The organism is Roseomonas sp. 18066 (assembly GCF_902706185.1).
Taxonomy (GTDB): domain Bacteria; phylum Pseudomonadota; class Alphaproteobacteria; order Acetobacterales; family Acetobacteraceae; genus Pseudoroseomonas.
On the sequence record NZ_CACSJM010000068.1, the window covers coordinates 16,420 to 31,347 of the forward strand.

The window sequence follows — 14,928 nt, forward strand, 5'->3', positions numbered from 1 at the left end:
AGTCTTGGACGTTTCGGGACGGCGCGTCGCGGCAATCAGCTCAAGAAGGCGGCGTCCTGCTGGCGGCGGAGGTCCCAGAGCAGCGAGCCCTCCGGCTCCTCCACCATGTCATAGGTGACCAGCGTGCCGGCCGGGATATCGACCCGGGCGCGGTTGCCGGTCAGCAGATGGGCGCAGGCGGCATTGCCCGGGGCGACCGGGATCGCCGGCACGATGCGCGCCGTCAGCTGCTGGCTGTGGTCGTTGCCGAACACCTCGCCGGCGGCGATGTCGCGGGCGGCGACCTTCACCAGGTCGTAGCGCGGGCGGTAGTCGTCCGAGCCGGTGTCCAGCCCGAGCAGGCCGGCGACCAGGATGGTGCTGGAGGTCTCGACGCCGCAGAGGTGATAGGGGCGGTAGATGACGGCGGCGCTGTCGTCGTAATTGGCGATCTGGCCCTTGGTGGTCAGCACATGGTTGGAATAGGCGTTGTCGCAGCGCACCACCAGGAAGACGCCGCCACCCAGGCCGGATTCGTCCGGCGCGCGCAGGCAGGTGGCCAGGTCCAGCGTGTTGGCCGCGGGGAAGATGCCGCCCTGGGCGGTGGTGGCATAGGCGACCGGGATCTCGGTGATGCGCAGCGGCGCATGCACCAGCGTGTCGACCATCGGCGCCAGGCCGGTGTAGTTGGCGGCCACCGCCATCTCGCACAGGTCGTAGGCGCCCGGCTGCGGCAGCCGCGCCATGATCCGCTTGCGCTGGGCGATGTATTCTTCCGAGCGGCCGGCCGGGATCATCTCCATCCAGGGGCGGTCCTCGGGCGCGACCTCGATGACCTCGACGGAAGGCGCGTGGATCTTCTTGTCGGTCTTGATCCGCACCGTGGAGGCGGCGCGGTCATAGATGAACTCGCCATCGGTGGCCTTGCCGCCGCTCAGCACCGTCAGCCCGACCGACTTGGCCCATTCGTAGAGCTGGATCAGCAGCCCGTGCTGGTCGCCATCGACCGGGGTGTAGACCACGCCCTTCGCCTGCGCCCGCTGCTTCAGGATCGGGCCGATGGCGATGTCGCAGTCCTTGGTGATCATCGCCACGTGCTTGCCCTGCGCGATGGCGTCGAGCGCATAGCGGGCGCTGGCCTCGGGCGTGCCGGTGCTCTCGCAGACCATGTCGAGGGCGCGGATGCCGGCGATGATGTCGCAATTGTCGGTGTAGATGCGCTTGCCGGCGGCGATGGCGGCCTCGGCCTGCTCCAGCGTGGCGCATTCGGCCAGCGTCTCGGCGGCGAAGCCCGCCTTCTCATAGGCGCCGCGGGCGGCGGCGAGCGACAGGTCGGCGACGGCGGCGACATGCATCCGCGGCGTGTGCGGGTCCTGGGTGACGATGGCGGTGCCATAGGCCCCGGCGCCGATCAGCCCGACCGTCACCTGATCCTTCTTCGCGAAGTTCTTGTAGAGATGGTGGTAGATCATGCCGCCCCTTTTCGCCCCGGATGCCAGCATCCTTCGGGCTGTTTTCTTGACCGCATGGCGAAGGGGCCGCCATTCGACCACGGCGATCCACCCCTGCCGCTGGATTTCTTCCGTGAATCCAGGCGTCGTTACTTCAGCGCGGGGCAAAGCCACCGGTGCCGATCGCATCGGTCATAGGGAAACTTCTTGGGACTGTAAAATCGTTGTCTTTCATCGGAAGTCATTCCAAAATGGAATGGCCATAAAGGATGCCCGATGGACGAGGCCGCCTGGAAGATCATCGCCGAGCTGCGGCGCACGCCAAACGTCACCCGCGCCGCCGACCGGCTGTTCATGAGCCAGCCCAACCTGTCGAAGAAGCTGCAGGGCATCGAGGCGGCGCTGGGCGTGCGGCTGGTGCTGCGCACCTCGAAGGGCATCAGCTTCACGCCGGAGGGCGAGTACCTGGCCGACGAGGCCGAGCAGATGCTGGCGCGCCTGGCCGAGATCCGCGGCAACCTGCTGCGGCTGGGCAGCGGCGCCTCCGGCACGGTGCGGCTCGGCATGACCAACGGCTTCGCCCGCCACCTGCTGCCGCCCTGCCTGCGCCGCTTCCAGCAGGCCTATCCCGGCGCCGCGCTCGACATCGCGACCGATATCAGCGCCAGCGTGGTCCGCCGGCTGGAGCGCGACGAGATCCATGTCGGCTTCATCCGCGGCGAGCTGGAAGGCGGCTTCGAGCGCGCGCTGATCGGCAGCGAGCAGGCCTGCCTGGTGCATGCCGCGCCGATCGCGCTGGCGGCGCTGCCGGCCACCCCGCAGATCGCCTATCTGAGCGACCCCTTCGCCCGCCGCCTGGTGGAGCGCTGGTGGCACAGCCATTTCCGCGCCCGCCCGCTGGTCGGCATGCGCGCCAACCACGGCGACACCTGCCTGGAGATGATCGCCAACGGGCTGGGCTACGGCATCTTCCTGGCGCCGAACTTCCTGGGCCCGGGCCGGCCGCTGTGGTCGGCGCCGCTGCATTTCGCCGATGGCCGGCCGGTGCTGCGCGAGGCCTGGATGATCTGGCGCCGCGAATTCGCCGAGATCCCGCTGATCCGCAACTTCCTGGCGCATATGCAGGGCGAGATCGCGGCCGGGCTGCTGTGACGGTTGCGCGGGGCGTCTGCCAGGGCTTCCCCCTCGACGCTTGACCGCGGCCGGGGGCAATGGTTTCTCCGCTATCCCGGCTGCTCCTGCCCCCCGCGCGGGGCCGCCGGGAAGGCCGGGACGGGCAGGGTGGCCGCCACCGGCAGCCAGCACTGCCCCAAGATCGCTCCCGGAGGACGTCCGCATGCCTGCCTATCGCTCCCGCACCACCACGCATGGCCGCAACATGGCCGGCGCCCGCGGCCTCTGGCGCGCGACGGGCATGAAGGATTCCGACTTCGGCAAGCCGATCATCGCGGTGGCCAATTCCTTCACCCAGTTCGTCCCCGGCCATGTCCATCTGAAGGACCTGGGCCAGCTGGTCGCGCGCGAGATCGAGGCCGCCGGCGGCGTCGCCAAGGAATTCAACACCATCGCGGTGGATGACGGCATCGCCATGGGGCATGGCGGCATGCTCTACAGCCTGCCGTCGCGCGAGCTGATCGCCGATTCCGTCGAATACATGGTCAATGCCCATTGCGCCGACGCGATGGTCTGCATCAGCAACTGCGACAAGATCACGCCCGGCATGCTGATGGCGGCGATGCGCCTGAACATCCCGGTGATCTTCGTCTCCGGCGGCCCGATGGAGGCCGGCAAGGTCGTCCATCGCGGCCAGAAGCGCAGCATCGACCTGATCGACGCCATGGTCGCGGCGGCCGATTCCAACGTGACCGACGAGGAAGTCCAGGTCATCGAGCGCTCGGCCTGCCCGACCTGCGGCAGCTGCTCGGGCATGTTCACCGCCAATTCGATGAACTGCCTGACCGAGGCGCTGGGCCTGGCGCTGCCCGGCAACGGCACCGTCCTCGCCACCCATGCCGACCGCAAGGATCTGTTCCTCGAGGCCGGCCGCACCATCGTCGATCTCGCCCGCCGCTGGTACGAGCAGGATGATGCCAGCGCCCTGCCGCGCAACATCGCCAGCTTCGCCGCCTTCGAGAATGCGATGACGCTGGACATCGCCATGGGCGGCTCGACCAACACCGTGCTGCACCTGCTGGCCGCCTCCGAGGAGGGCCAGGTCGGCTTCACCATGCGCGACATCGACCGGCTGTCGCGCCGCGTGCCGGTGCTGTGCAAGGTCGCCCCCGCCGTCGCCAATGTCCATGTCGAGGACGTCCACCGCGCCGGCGGCATCCTTGGTATTTTGGGCGAGCTGGACCGCGCCGGGCTGCTCGACACCTCCTGCAGCACCGTGCACGCGGCCACCCTGTCCGACGCGCTCGATCGCTGGGACCTGAAGCGTGGCGCCGGCAAGACGGCGCAGACCCTGTTCAGCGCGGCCCCGGGCGGCATCCCGACCACCCAGGCCTTCAGCCAGTCGGCCCGCTGGGAAGAGCTGGACCTCGACCGCGAGAAGGGCGTCATCCGCAACCTCGAGCACGCCTTCTCCAAGGATGGCGGCCTGGCCGTGCTCTACGGCAACCTGGCGGAAGACGGCTGCATCGTGAAGACCGCGGGCGTCGACGCCTCGATCCTGGTGTTCAACGGCCCGGCGCGGCTGTTTGAAAGCCAGGATGCCGCGGTGGAGGGCATCCTGGGCGGCAAGGTCGCCGCCGGCGACGTGGTGCTGATCCGCTACGAAGGCCCCAAGGGCGGGCCGGGCATGCAGGAGATGCTGTATCCGACCAGCTACCTGAAGTCGAAGGGGCTGGGCAAGGCCTGCGCCCTGGTCACCGATGGCCGCTTCTCCGGCGGCTCCTCGGGCCTGTCCATCGGGCATTGCTCGCCCGAGGCGGCCGAGGGCGGCACCATCGGCCTGGTCGAGGAGGGCGACCGGATCGAGATCGACATCCCGAACCGCATCATCCGCCTGGCCGTCGACGACGCGGTGCTGGCCGAGCGCCGCGCCGCCATGGAAGCCCGCGGTGAGGAGGCCTGGGTGCCGGTCGGCCGCGAGCGCGTGGTCTCGACGGCGCTGCAGGCCTATGCCGCGCTTACCACCAGCGCGGCGCGCGGCGCGGTGCGCGACGTGACGCAGCAGCGCCGCAAGCGTTAAGCGGCAGCTTCGGCCGGGGGCACCACCCCCGGCCGCGGGTCCAGCGGGGCTTTCAGGGAGAAGCCGCTGGCCTGCTCGAACAAAGCGGCGGCCTGCAGCGCGCGGTCGTCGCGCCGCGGCGGCGCCACCACCTGCAGCCCGACCGGCCGGCCGAACTGGTCCAACCCGCAGGGCACGGCCACCGCCGGGCAGCCGGCCATGGTGATGGCGGCGTTCAGCATCGAGCCGGCCATGTAGTTGTCCAGCGTCACGCCGGCGATGGTCGCCGGGTTGCGCAGCATCACGTCGAAGGCCGGCGTCGGCGCGCCCGGCGTGACGAAGATGTCGTAGCGCGCGAACATCGCCGCCATGCGGCGGTAGAAGGCGGCGCGCTGCCGGTCGGCCCAGGCCAGCTGGCTCGGCGTCGCGGCCAGGCCGCGCTCGGTGTTCCAGATGATGTCGGGCTTGATCTGGTCGCGATGCGTGGCCAGCTGCGCCTCGCGGTCGACGACGAAGGACTGGCTGCGCAGGACCAGGAAGGCTTCTGACAGCTCGCCGAGATCGGGCGCGAATTCCTCGACGACGCAGCCGAGATCCTCGAAGTGGCGCATGGCGGCGCGGGTCAGCGCCTGGGTCTCGCGGTCGACCGGCAGCGCGCCGTTGAAGTCGGTGGTGAAGGCGATGCGCTTCGGCCGCTCCGCCTCGGCGGCGGCCACGGCATCGGCATAGGCGCGGGCAGGGGCGTCATAGGTCAGCGGGTCCATCGGACACCAGCCGGCCATGCTGTCGAGGAACAGCGCGAGATCGGCAATGTTCCGCGCCATCGGTCCCTGCACCGACAACGGCGAAAAAAGATTGTTCACCGTGCCCCGCGTCACCCGCCCGGGCGAGGGCCGCAGCCCGACCACGCCGCAATAGGTGCCCGGCCGGCGCAGGCTGCCGCCATGGTCGGTGCCCTGGGCCAGCCAGGCCTCGCCGGTGGCGACCGACACCGCGCCGCCGCCCGTCGAGCCGCCGCAGGTGAGCGACGTGTTCCAGGGGTTGCGGGTGCGGCCGAAGACCTCGTTGAAGGTGGAGCCGCCGGCGCCGAATTCCGGCGTGTTCGATTTGCCGATGACGATGCCGCCCTGCGCCTCGATCCGCTGCACCACCGGGTGCGAGGCCGCCGGCACATGGTCGCGGAAGATCGGCGAGCCATAGGTGGTGCGCACGCCCGCGACGTCGGTCAGGTCCTTGATGCTGACCGGCAGCCCGGCCAGCCAGCCGGCGCTGCCCTGCCGCGCGCGCCCCTGGCCCTCCATCAGCCGGCGGGCATGGTCGCGGGCGCGGTCCAGGCAGAGCGTCGGCAGCGCGTTCACCGCCGGCTCGACCTGTGCGATGCGGGCGGCGGCGGCCTCGACCAGCTCCAGGGGCGAGACCTCGCCACGCTGCAGGCGGGCGACGGCCTCGGTCGCGGTCAGGCGGATCAGTTCGTCATGCATGGGCGCGAGCTTGGCACCGGCGGCGCGGGTCGCCCAGGGTGAATCCGGCTCGATCCTGACTTGCGAGAAGGAACATTATCGCAAGTTGACATGGGGGTGGACCGGCCCCTAGCCTCAGCGCCATGACCGAGAAGCCGTCCCAGGATGCCGTCGGCCGCGCCGCCCGCCTCGCCGCGCGCTACCGTGTCGCCGCCGATGCCGAGGCGACGGTGCGCGCCTATACCGCCGACTGGGTTTCTTTCAACGCCTGGTGCCAGGCCCGGGGCGTCCCGGCGCTGCCGGCGCCGCCGGAGCGCGTCGGCGACTATCTGGCGGAGCTCGGCGAAGGCTATGCCCGGGCCACGCTGCGGCGGAAGGTCGCCGGCATCGCGCGGGCGCATCGCCTGGCCGGGCAGCCGCTCGACACCCGCCACACCGCCATCCGCGAGGTGCTGCGCGGCATCGGCCGCACCCATGGCGACCCGCCGAAGCGCGCCCAGGCGCTGACCACGCCCGAGATCCAGCGGCTGGTCGCGGTCTGCGACGACGACCTGGCCGGCCTGCGCGACCGTGCCTTGCTGCTGCTCGGCTTCGCCGGCGCGCTGCGGCGCTCGGAGCTCTGCGGCATCGCCGTCGAGCATATCGCCTGGAAGCCGCGCGGGCTGGAGCTGCTGATCCCGCGCTCCAAGACCGACCAGGAAGGCGAAGGCCAGCGCATCGGCATCCCCCAGGGCCAGGCCCTGGCCACCTGCCCGGTGCGCGCGCTGCAGGCCTGGCTGCAGGCCGCCGGCATCGCCCGCGGCCCGGCCTTCCGCGGCGTGACGCGGCACCAGACGATCCGCGAGGGCGCGCTGACCGGCGAGGCGCTGCGGCTGATCCTGCTGAAGCGGGCGCAGCAGGCCGGGATCCGCGCGACGCTGCTGGAGCCGCTGTCGCCGCATGGGCTGCGCGCCGGCTTCATCACCACCGCCTATCGCGCCGGCATCCCCGACGAGGAGATCATGGGTCACAGCCGGCACCGCAGCCTGACCACGATGCGCAGCTATGTCCGCCGTTCGCGCCTGGGCGGCGCCAGCCCGGCGGGCAAGGTCGGGCTGTAGCCGGCGCTCGCCGACCCCGAGGCCGGCTGCGCGCGGCCCGCTGGCGGAACGGCCTTGTCGGCGGCGCGGCCCTGCCCCTAGATGCCGGCGCCCGACCTGCGAGGAGCTCTCCCCATGCATCGCCGACACCTGCTTGCCGCCGCCCTGGCCGCGCCTGCCCTGGCCGCGCCCGCCTTGCTGGCTGCGCCGGCCCGGGCCCAGGCGGTCTCCCGCGCCCAGACGCTGCGGGTGGTGCCGGAGACGCTGACCACCATCCTCGACCCGCATTTCACCACCAGCTTCACCGCCCGCGATTTTTCCTATCTCGTCTTCGACACGCTGTTCGCCATGGACGACCAGTGGCGGCCGCAGCCGCAGATGGTGGAGAATTTCGAGCGCAGCGCCGATGGCCTGACCTGGCGCTTCACCCTGCGCGAGGGCCTCGCCTTCCATGACGGCGCGCCGGTCACGGCCGAGGATGTGGTCGCGAGCCTCCGCCGCTGGGCCGCGCGCGACGCGCTGGGCGGGCTGCTGCTGCGCGCGACCGCGACGCTGCAGCCGGTCGACGCCCGCAGCTTCCGCCTGGTGCTGGCGCGTCCCTTCGGCCTGGTGCTGGAGGCGCTGGCCAAGCCCGGCGCCATGGTGCCGATGATCATGCCCAAGCGCCTGGCCGAGACACCCCCCAGCCAGCCGATCGCGACGCCGATCGGCTCCGGCCCCTATCGCTTCGTCGCGGAAGAGTACCGCCCCGGCGACCGCATCGTGCTGGCCCGCAACGCCGCCTATCGCCCGCGCGAGGGCGCCCCGGTCTGGGCCAGCGGCGGCAAGCTCGCCCGTTTCGAGCGGGTCGAGCTGATTGCCATGCCCGATGTCTCGACCCAGGTAGCCGCCTTGACCACGGGCGAGGTTGATTATCTGGAGCGCGTCCCGGCCGATGTCCTGCCGGTGCTGGAGCGCAACCGCCAGGTGAAGGTGCAGGTGGTCAGCCCCTTCGGCTACCAGGGCATTCTGCGCTTCAACCATCGCCTGCCGCCCTTCGACAATCCGAAGGTCCGCCGCGCGGTGATGCTGGCGGTGAACCAGGCGGACTACCTGCCGGGTGTCGCCGGCCGCCCCGAATTCGGCCGCGAATGCCGCAGCTTTTACGGCTGCGGCACGCCCTATGAGACCACCGCCGGCCTGCCGCCCGCGACGGATTTCGCGGCGGCCCAGAAACTGCTGGCCGAGAGCGGCGCCGACCTGTCGCGCCCGGTGGTCATCCTGCACCCGGCCGATGCGCCGGGCATCGCGGCGCTGGGCCTGGTGACGCAGGATCTGCTGACGAAGCTCGGCTTCAAGGTCGACCTGCAGAGCATGGACCTGAACACCTTCTTCGGCCGCCGCGCCCGGCCCGAGGGCTGGAACGTCTTCCACACCACCAACACCGTCCCCGACATGCAGACCCCGCTGCAGAATGTCTATCTGAATGGCGCCGGCCCCGGCCCGGCGGGCTTCGCCGGCTGGCCGGAGGATGCCGAGGTGGAAAAGCTGCGCGGCGAGTTCGCCGCGGCCTCCAGCGAGGAGGCCCGCAAGCAATTGTCAGAAAAGATCCATGCCCGCGCCGCCGAGGCCGGCTTCTACATGCCGCTCGGCCAGTTCGTGACGCCCTCCGCCTGGCGCGCCGACCTGACCGGGGTGCTGACGGGTCCTGCCATGTTCCTGTGGAACATCGGCCGGTGAGCGGCGTGCTGTCCTATTCCGACTTCATCGACCTGGTGCCGAAGGTCGAGCTGCACCTGCATATCGCCGGCGCCGTCCGCGCGACCACGCTGGTGGAGCTCGCCGAGAAGAACGGCGTCATCCTGCCGCGGCCGGCGGAAACTCTCTTTCAATGGCAGGATTTCTACGGCTTCCTGGAAATCCTTCGCCTTGGCGCGCTGGCCGTTAAGGACCGCGAGGATTTCGCCCGGGTCGCCTATGAATGCATCGAGGACCTGCATCGCCATGGCAGCGTCCGCCACACCGAGATCTTCTTCAACCCGCATTACTACACGCCCAACGGCGCGATCTATCCGGACATCGTCGACGGGCTGATCGAAGGCCTCGAGCGCGCCGAGGCCGAGTTCGGCGTTTCTTCTCTGTTGATCGCCTGCATCGACCGCAGCGTCTGCCTGCCCTCCGAGGCGTTGGAGATGCTCGACTGGATCGCCGGCCATCCGCGCCACCAGGTGGTGGGGGTGGGGCTCGATGGCGCCGAGCGCGCCGGCCCGCCGCTGGTCTGGGTCGAGGCCTGGCGCCGCGCCGCGCGCGCCGGGCTGCGCCGCACCGCCCATGTCTGCGAGGACAACCAGACCCTCTATGAGGGGCCGCCCGCGCATTTCACCCATTGCCGCGACGCGCTGGGCTGCGACCGCCTCGACCATGGCTACAACATGCTGGCGGACCCGGCGATCACCGCCCGCGCCGCGGCCGAGGGCGTGCCCTTCACCATGGCCTGCTGGTCCTCGATCCCGGGCAACCGGGGGCCGCGCCAGCAGCGCATCAAGCGGATGGTCGAGGCGGGGCTCACCATCGTGCTCGGCACCGACGACCCGACCTTCTTCCGCACCACGATGAACCATTGCTGGCGCACGCTCTTCGCCGCCAATGGCTGGCAGCCGGACGATGCCCGCCGGCTGAGCCTGGCCGGCATCGAGGCCAGCTGGCTGCCCGAGGCGCGGAAGGAAGAATTGCGCGCCGAATTCGGCAAGACGCTCGACGCGCTGGAGGCACGGCTGGACCCCGCCGACCGGGGGCTGGACGAGGCCGTCGAACGGCCCCGCCCGCAGGCTTAGCGCGGCGCCTGGCCGGCCGGGGCCCCTGGCGCGCCCTGGCGGGTCACCAGCGCGCCGCTGACCGGGTCCAGCTTGAACTCGACCTTCACCCCGTTGCGGTCGCGCGCCTCGACCTCCCAGCAGCCATCGTCGCGGCTGATCTCTTCCGCCGTGTAGCCCATCTGCTGCACGCGGGAGACCACCTGCTCCATCGGCATCCAGGCATCGCGGGCGACGCGCGGGCAGCGGTCGTCGGCCATGGCGGCGGCGGGGATGGCGGCGAGGCCCAGCAGGGCCAGGGCCGAAGCGGTCAGGATGCGCATGGGAAGAAAGCTCCGTGTTTCGTTGACGGGGGGCATCCTGGCAGGCCGACCCCCCGCCAGCCTGACGCGCGCTGTCAGCGCAATGTCAGCGGGGCTGGGCTATATCCCCCCGCGTGACCCTGCCCCCTCGCCTCCTGCTGCTCGGCCTGCTGCTGCTGCCCGTCGCCGCCGCCCGGGCCGATGGCGACGACTGGCGCCGGCTGGGCTGCCGCAACGAGCAGGATTGCGCCCGCCAGGCGCTGGAGCGCGGCGAGATCCGCCCGCTGGAGGACGTGCTGGCCGTGGTGCGCCGCGCCGTGCCGGGCGACATCGTCGGCGTCGAGCTCGACCGCGACGACGGCCGCTGGATCTATGAGATCAAGGTGCTGACCGCCCGCGGCCAGCGGCGCGAGGTCGAGATCGAGGCGACCACGCTGCGCATCCTGGAGATCGACTGAATGCGGCTGCTGGTCGCCGAGGACGAGCCGCATATCGCCGCCGACCTGCGCGGCGCGCTGGAGCAGGCCGGCTATGCCGTCGACCTCGCCGTCGATGGCGAGGCCGCCTGGTTCCAGGCCGAGGTCGAGGCCTATGACGCGATGATCCTCGATCTCGGCCTGCCGCGGCTGGACGGGCTCAGCCTGCTGCGGCGGCTGCGGGGCGCCGGCTCGACCATGCCGGTGCTGATCCTGACCGCCCGCGACGGCTGGCGCGAGAAGGTCGAGGGGATCGATGCCGGCGCCGACGACTATCTGGCCAAGCCCTTCCGCATGGAGGAGCTGCTGGCCCGGCTGCGCGCCATCCTGCGCCGCGCTGCAGGCCATGCCTCGGCCCTGCTGGTGGCGGGGCCCCTGGAGCTCGACACCCGCAGCCGCACGGTGGCCGTCGATGGCCGGGCCCTGGCGCTGACCGCGCTGGAATACCGGCTGCTGGCCTATCTGCTGCACCATCGCGGCCGCGCGGTGCCGGCCGGCGAGCTGCTCGACCATCTCTATGACGGCGAGGCCGAGCGCGAGACCAACGCCATCGAGGCGCTGCTGGCGCGGCTGCGCCGCAAGCTGGGCACGCCGCTGATCGAGACGCGGCGCGGCCATGGCTATGTGATCGCCGCCGCATGACGCTGATCCGGCGCGGCTCGCTGCGGCTGCGGCTGGTCGGCGCCGCCGCGGCGCTGATCGCCCTGGCGCTGCTGCTCGCCGGGGCCGGTCTGGTGGTGATCTTCGAGCGCGAGCTGGCGGCGCGGGCGACCGACGACCTGGACCGCACCGCCAAGTTCATCGCCGCCCAGCTGGAGCCCGGCCCCGAGGGCGGGCCGCGCCTGCTGCAGGAGCCGGCCGATCCGCGCCTGGCCACCGCCTATGGCGGGCTCTACTGGCAGGTCGAGGGCGGCGGCGCCCTGCTGCGCAGCCGCTCGCTGTGGGATGCGCGGCTGCAGCCCCCCGCCTTCCCGCCCGGCATCGTCCAGGGCGCCGAGCCCGAGGTGCTGACGCTGGCCGGCCCCGAGCGCAGCAGCCTGCTGGCGGTGCGCCGCGCCGTGGCGCTGGGCCGCCGCGGTGCCGAGGCCGACTACGCCATCCTGGTCGCCATCGACCGCCGGGATCTCGCCGCCAGCCGCGACAATTTTCTGGCTCTGTTGGTGCCTTCGCTGGCGGGGCTCGGGCTGGTGCTGGTGCTGGCCATGGCGGCCTTCGTCCACCGCGCCATGCTGCCCTTCCGGGCGCTGGGCCGCGACCTGCGCGCCGTCGAGGCCGGTCAGCGCGCCACCCTGTCGGGTGCCGTGCCGGACGAGGTGCGGCCGGTGGTCGAGGCGCTGAACCGGCTGGTCACGCTGCAGGAACGCGCGGTGGGGCGCGCCCGCATGCAGGCCGGCGACATGGCGCATGGGCTGAAGACGCCGCTGGCGGTGCTGGCCGCGCTGGCCCGGCGCCTGCGCGCCGAGAATCGCGGTGCGCAGGCCGCCGAGGTCGAGGAGCAGGTCCAGGCCATGGCCCGCCAGGTGGACCGCGCGCTGGCCCGCGCCCGCGCCGGCGGCGGCGCCGTGCTGCGCCGCCACGGCACGCCCGTGCGGCCGCTGGCGCAGAAGCTTTTCTCGGTGCTGCAGCGGCTGCCCGCCGATCGCGGCATCGACTGGCGGCTGGAGGTGCCGGCCGACTTCACCTTCCCGGTCGAGGAAGGCGACCTGACCGAGATGCTGGGCAATGTGCTGGACAATGCCCGCAAATGGGCCGGCGGCGTGGTGCGGCTGGGCGTCGAGGGCCGCGCCCTGGTGGTCGAGGATGACGGGCCCGGCCTGGCGCCGGACCTGGCGGAATCCATCGCCCGCGGCCAGCGCTGGGATGAGAGCCGCCCCGGCACCGGCTTCGGCCTGGCCATCACCCGCGACCTGCTGGAGGGCAGCGGCGGCGCGCTGCGGCTGCAACGCGCGCCGGCGGGCGGGCTGCGCGTGCTGCTGCAGCCGGGTGAGGGCCTGGGCGATAGCGTGATGGCGTGAGGTGGCATCACCGAAAGGCCTGAATCACGCGATCAGGCAACTCACCCTGGCTGCATCATCCTGCTGCCCGGAATGCGCGATGCGCATCGGCGGCGCGCCAGGCCGCGCGCGGCGTTGCCCGGTCAGCGCCACGCCACGCTGAACATCGTGTCGAGCGCCCGGACGATCCTGTCCTCGTCATCGCGCAGCGACAGGATCGGCTCACCCAGGGCCGAGGCCGGGATGCTGGCGATCTGGAGCGGATCGAAGACGACGGCGATGCCCTCGACGATGAACCGCGGGCCGATGTCGCTCTCCTCCGTGCCGAAGCCGGCGGCCATGACGAGCGGCACCACGACCCGGCGGGGGTGATCCTCGAACTCGTTGGACTGGACCGCAACCACGTAGGGGATGGAGGTGCGGTTCCGGCCGGGGTTGCGGCAGACGTCGAACTGACGCGGCATCAGAGCGTCGAGAAGGCGTCGGCCCATCCCCCGTGCTGCTCGACGCAGGCGGCGCTCGCCTTCGCATGCAGGGCGTTCCTGCGCCGGCGCTCCGCCTCGGCGCCGGCGCCTTCCTCGACGAACCGGGCCAGCAGCTGCTCGACGGTGTCGGACAGGTTGGGCGTCAGGGCGCGCGCCTGTGCGACCAGGCTCTCATTGAGGGTCAGATTGGTGCGCCGCTTGGGCGCCGCGCGGTCATAGCCCATGGCCGATACCTCCGGGAGCCGATGCGCATTAATGCGTATTGGGGCGGGCCGGGTCAAGCGGCAGGGTTGTCGTCGGTCTGGCGCCCCGTGGCGCCCCGTGGCGCCCCGTGGCGACAGCCAGGCGGAAATCGTCTTCCGCGCGCGTGACGCCGGGCGGATGGCGCCCGGCACCGTCCTGGGCTTCTGCCGATTCGCGGCGCAGGTCAGCAGGCGGCAGCACGAGCGGATCGGATGGGCGGAGCGATGACGCCTCGTGCTAGCGCTGCACCGTCACCCGCAGGAAGGCGGCGGCGATCTCGGTGCCCTGCGCGGCCGTGTTGTGGCGCTCGAACAGCGCCTGCAGCTCGTGCTGCAACGCCGCGGCGCGGCCTTCCTTCTCCGCCGCCTCGAAGGCATTCATGGTCGGGCCGTAGAAGCGGCGGAATTTCTCCAGGAAGCCGGCCGGCGGCGCCGGGTCGCGGAAGACATAGCTGTCGCGCTCGACGGTGATCGCCGCGGGCGACACGCCGGCCGCGGTGAACCGCTCGACCACCTGCGCCTCCAGGCCCCAGAGCATCGGGCTGACGAAGCCCTCGGGCGGCGGCGGCGAATAGGCGGCGCTGATGCGCAGGATCTGCGCCACCAGCGTCGGGTCGTTCGGGATCCAGTTGCCCATGACGATGCGCCCGCCCGGCCTGGTCACCCGCAGCATGGCCTTGGCCACCTCGAAGGGCTTCGGCGCGAACATGGCGCCGAAGATGCTGACAACGAGGTCGAAATAGGCATCCGGCAGGTCGCGCAGGTCGCCGGCATCGCCGTGCTGGAAGCGCAGGTTCTTCAGCCCCGCCGCCTGGGCGCGGCGGTTGCCGGCGGCGACCAGGGGGCGGGAGATGTCGACGCCGGTGACCTCCGCCCCGCGCTCGGCGGCGGGCAGCGCGGTGGTGCCGTCGCCGCAGCCCAGGTCGAGCACGCGCTGGCCCGCGACCACGCCGAGGCGCGCGACCAGCGCCGCGCCGCTGTCGCGCATGGCGGCGGCGAGCTGGGTGAAGTCGCCCTTCTCCCACAGAGCCTGGTTCGGATTCATCGGCTTGACGCTCCCCGCGCCGCCTTGCCAGGCGGCCGGCGCCACTCTATTCCGATGCGATAACGAACCGGATCACGGTGGCGGGAGGGTCGAAGGAAGGGGGCGCGAACCGAGGAAGCACACCCTGCCCGTGTGCAAATCGATGGCCTGCGGCATCCCCCTTCAGGTTCCGCAAGGCTGGATCGGACGGTTCGCATTATGCGCCCGATCCCCTCGGTCCGCTCCCGGCCATGGCCTCCCCTGCAGGCCAGGGCCGGTATCCCGCAGAGCTCGTTTGCGCCAGCGGAGGCCCGGGGAGAATGCGGGATCCGGATTGCGGTGGGACGGTAGTAGGCCGCCCTCCGCCAGCGCTCGTTTGCAACTGCGAGTTAGTCGCAATAAAGGCCTTAACCTGGGTTCGGTCAAGCGGTTTGTGCCGGGGGGCGCGATGGTCTTGCCCGGGCTCGTATAC

The 14,928-nt window shown here is 71.6% G+C and carries 14 protein-coding genes; 8 read left to right on the forward strand and 6 right to left on the reverse strand.

All coding sequences use genetic code 11. The annotated features are described in order from the left end of the window. Positions 1-35 precede the first annotated feature (35 nt). The gene (locus GVN67_RS15185; protein WP_235035317.1) at positions 36-1,451 is read right to left on the reverse strand and encodes an NAD(P)H-dependent oxidoreductase; all 1,416 of its coding nucleotides are present in this window, start codon (positions 1,449-1,451) and stop codon (positions 36-38) included. A gap of 255 nt (positions 1,452-1,706) precedes the next feature. Here GVN67_RS15185 and GVN67_RS15190 point away from each other — a divergent pair, with 255 nt between their 5' ends. After that, positions 1,707-2,582: a LysR family transcriptional regulator gene (locus tag GVN67_RS15190; protein ID WP_159997409.1), complete on the forward strand. Its 876-nt coding sequence runs from the start codon at positions 1,707-1,709 to the stop codon at positions 2,580-2,582. 184 nt (positions 2,583-2,766) lie between these two features. Next, positions 2,767-4,623: a dihydroxy-acid dehydratase gene (gene ilvD / locus GVN67_RS15195; protein ID WP_159997411.1), complete on the forward strand. Its 1,857-nt coding sequence runs from the start codon at positions 2,767-2,769 to the stop codon at positions 4,621-4,623. Here ilvD and GVN67_RS15200 read toward each other — a convergent pair. Then, positions 4,620-6,083 (reverse strand): amidase, encoded by a 1,464-nt coding sequence (locus GVN67_RS15200; RefSeq protein ID WP_159997413.1) that lies wholly within the window; start codon positions 6,081-6,083, stop codon positions 4,620-4,622. The two genes, ilvD and GVN67_RS15200, sit on opposite strands and share 4 nt — an antisense overlap. Positions 6,084-6,205: 122 nt before the next feature. Here GVN67_RS15200 and GVN67_RS15205 point away from each other — a divergent pair, with 122 nt between their 5' ends. The 3 genes from GVN67_RS15205 to add all read left to right on the forward strand — a co-directional run bounded on the left by GVN67_RS15205 (position 6,206) and on the right by add (position 9,954). Further along, the gene (locus tag GVN67_RS15205) at positions 6,206-7,162 is read left to right on the forward strand and encodes a site-specific integrase (RefSeq protein WP_159997415.1); all 957 of its coding nucleotides are present in this window, start codon (positions 6,206-6,208) and stop codon (positions 7,160-7,162) included. A gap of 114 nt (positions 7,163-7,276) precedes the next feature. Further along, complete coding sequence (locus GVN67_RS15210; protein ID WP_159997417.1) at positions 7,277-8,860, forward strand: ABC transporter substrate-binding protein; 1,584 nt, start codon at positions 7,277-7,279, stop codon at positions 8,858-8,860. Next, positions 8,857-9,954 (forward strand): adenosine deaminase, encoded by a 1,098-nt coding sequence (gene add, locus GVN67_RS15215; RefSeq protein WP_159997419.1) that lies wholly within the window; start codon positions 8,857-8,859, stop codon positions 9,952-9,954. Before GVN67_RS15210 ends, add begins: the two co-directional genes overlap by 4 nt. Here the strand turns inward: add and GVN67_RS15220 are convergent. Continuing rightward, positions 9,951-10,256, reverse strand: coding sequence for a PepSY domain-containing protein (locus tag GVN67_RS15220; RefSeq protein WP_159997421.1), 306 nt, complete (start codon positions 10,254-10,256; stop codon positions 9,951-9,953). The genes add and GVN67_RS15220 overlap by 4 nt on opposite strands. 113 nt (positions 10,257-10,369) lie before the next feature. Between GVN67_RS15220 and GVN67_RS15225 the strand changes: the two genes are divergently transcribed. From GVN67_RS15225 to GVN67_RS15235, 3 genes are read left to right on the forward strand one after another with little or no spacing between them, the layout of a single operon-like run. Beyond that, on the forward strand, positions 10,370-10,693 hold the full coding sequence (locus GVN67_RS15225) for a PepSY domain-containing protein (protein WP_159997423.1): 324 nt from the start codon (positions 10,370-10,372) through the stop codon (positions 10,691-10,693). Next, positions 10,694-11,353: a response regulator transcription factor gene (locus GVN67_RS15230; RefSeq protein WP_159997425.1), complete on the forward strand. Its 660-nt coding sequence runs from the start codon at positions 10,694-10,696 to the stop codon at positions 11,351-11,353. Next, the gene (locus GVN67_RS15235; protein ID WP_235035318.1) at positions 11,350-12,726 is read left to right on the forward strand and encodes a sensor histidine kinase; all 1,377 of its coding nucleotides are present in this window, start codon (positions 11,350-11,352) and stop codon (positions 12,724-12,726) included. Before GVN67_RS15230 ends, GVN67_RS15235 begins: the two co-directional genes overlap by 4 nt. Before the next feature lie 122 nt (positions 12,727-12,848). Here the strand turns inward: GVN67_RS15235 and GVN67_RS15240 are convergent, their stop codons facing one another. The 3 genes from GVN67_RS15240 to GVN67_RS15250 all read right to left on the reverse strand — a co-directional run bounded on the left by GVN67_RS15240 (position 12,849) and on the right by GVN67_RS15250 (position 14,477). Then, positions 12,849-13,169, reverse strand: a complete 321-nt coding sequence (locus tag GVN67_RS15240) for a CcdB family protein (RefSeq protein ID WP_159997427.1) — start codon at positions 13,167-13,169, stop codon at positions 12,849-12,851. Then, the gene (locus GVN67_RS15245) at positions 13,169-13,414 is read right to left on the reverse strand and encodes a type II toxin-antitoxin system CcdA family antitoxin (protein WP_159997429.1); all 246 of its coding nucleotides are present in this window, start codon (positions 13,412-13,414) and stop codon (positions 13,169-13,171) included. Before GVN67_RS15245 ends, GVN67_RS15240 begins: the two co-directional genes overlap by 1 nt. 256 nt (positions 13,415-13,670) lie before the next feature. Continuing rightward, positions 13,671-14,477 (reverse strand): class I SAM-dependent methyltransferase, encoded by an 807-nt coding sequence (locus GVN67_RS15250; protein ID WP_159997431.1) that lies wholly within the window; start codon positions 14,475-14,477, stop codon positions 13,671-13,673. Positions 14,478-14,928 lie beyond the last annotated feature (451 nt).

Bases quoted from the DNA above. Each gene is read 5' to 3' on its own strand.
- GVN67_RS15235 (WP_235035318.1), top strand. From the start codon at position 11,350: ATGACGCTGATCCGGCGCGGCTCGCTGCGGCTGCGGCTGGTCGGCGCC.
- GVN67_RS15240 (WP_159997427.1), bottom strand. From the start codon at position 13,169: ATGCCGCGTCAGTTCGACGTCTGCCGCAACCCCGGCCGGAACCGCACC.
- GVN67_RS15185 (WP_235035317.1), bottom strand. From the start codon at position 1,451: ATGATCTACCACCATCTCTACAAGAACTTCGCGAAGAAGGATCAGGTG.
- GVN67_RS15190 (WP_159997409.1), top strand. From the start codon at position 1,707: ATGGACGAGGCCGCCTGGAAGATCATCGCCGAGCTGCGGCGCACGCCA.
- GVN67_RS15245 (WP_159997429.1), bottom strand. From the start codon at position 13,414: ATGGGCTATGACCGCGCGGCGCCCAAGCGGCGCACCAATCTGACCCTC.
- GVN67_RS15210 (WP_159997417.1), top strand. From the start codon at position 7,277: ATGCATCGCCGACACCTGCTTGCCGCCGCCCTGGCCGCGCCTGCCCTG.
- GVN67_RS15230 (WP_159997425.1), top strand. From the start codon at position 10,694: ATGCGGCTGCTGGTCGCCGAGGACGAGCCGCATATCGCCGCCGACCTG.
- GVN67_RS15250 (WP_159997431.1), bottom strand. From the start codon at position 14,477: ATGAATCCGAACCAGGCTCTGTGGGAGAAGGGCGACTTCACCCAGCTC.
- GVN67_RS15200 (WP_159997413.1), bottom strand. From the start codon at position 6,083: ATGCATGACGAACTGATCCGCCTGACCGCGACCGAGGCCGTCGCCCGC.
- GVN67_RS15205 (WP_159997415.1), top strand. From the start codon at position 6,206: ATGACCGAGAAGCCGTCCCAGGATGCCGTCGGCCGCGCCGCCCGCCTC.
- ilvD (WP_159997411.1), top strand. From the start codon at position 2,767: ATGCCTGCCTATCGCTCCCGCACCACCACGCATGGCCGCAACATGGCC.
- GVN67_RS15220 (WP_159997421.1), bottom strand. From the start codon at position 10,256: ATGCGCATCCTGACCGCTTCGGCCCTGGCCCTGCTGGGCCTCGCCGCC.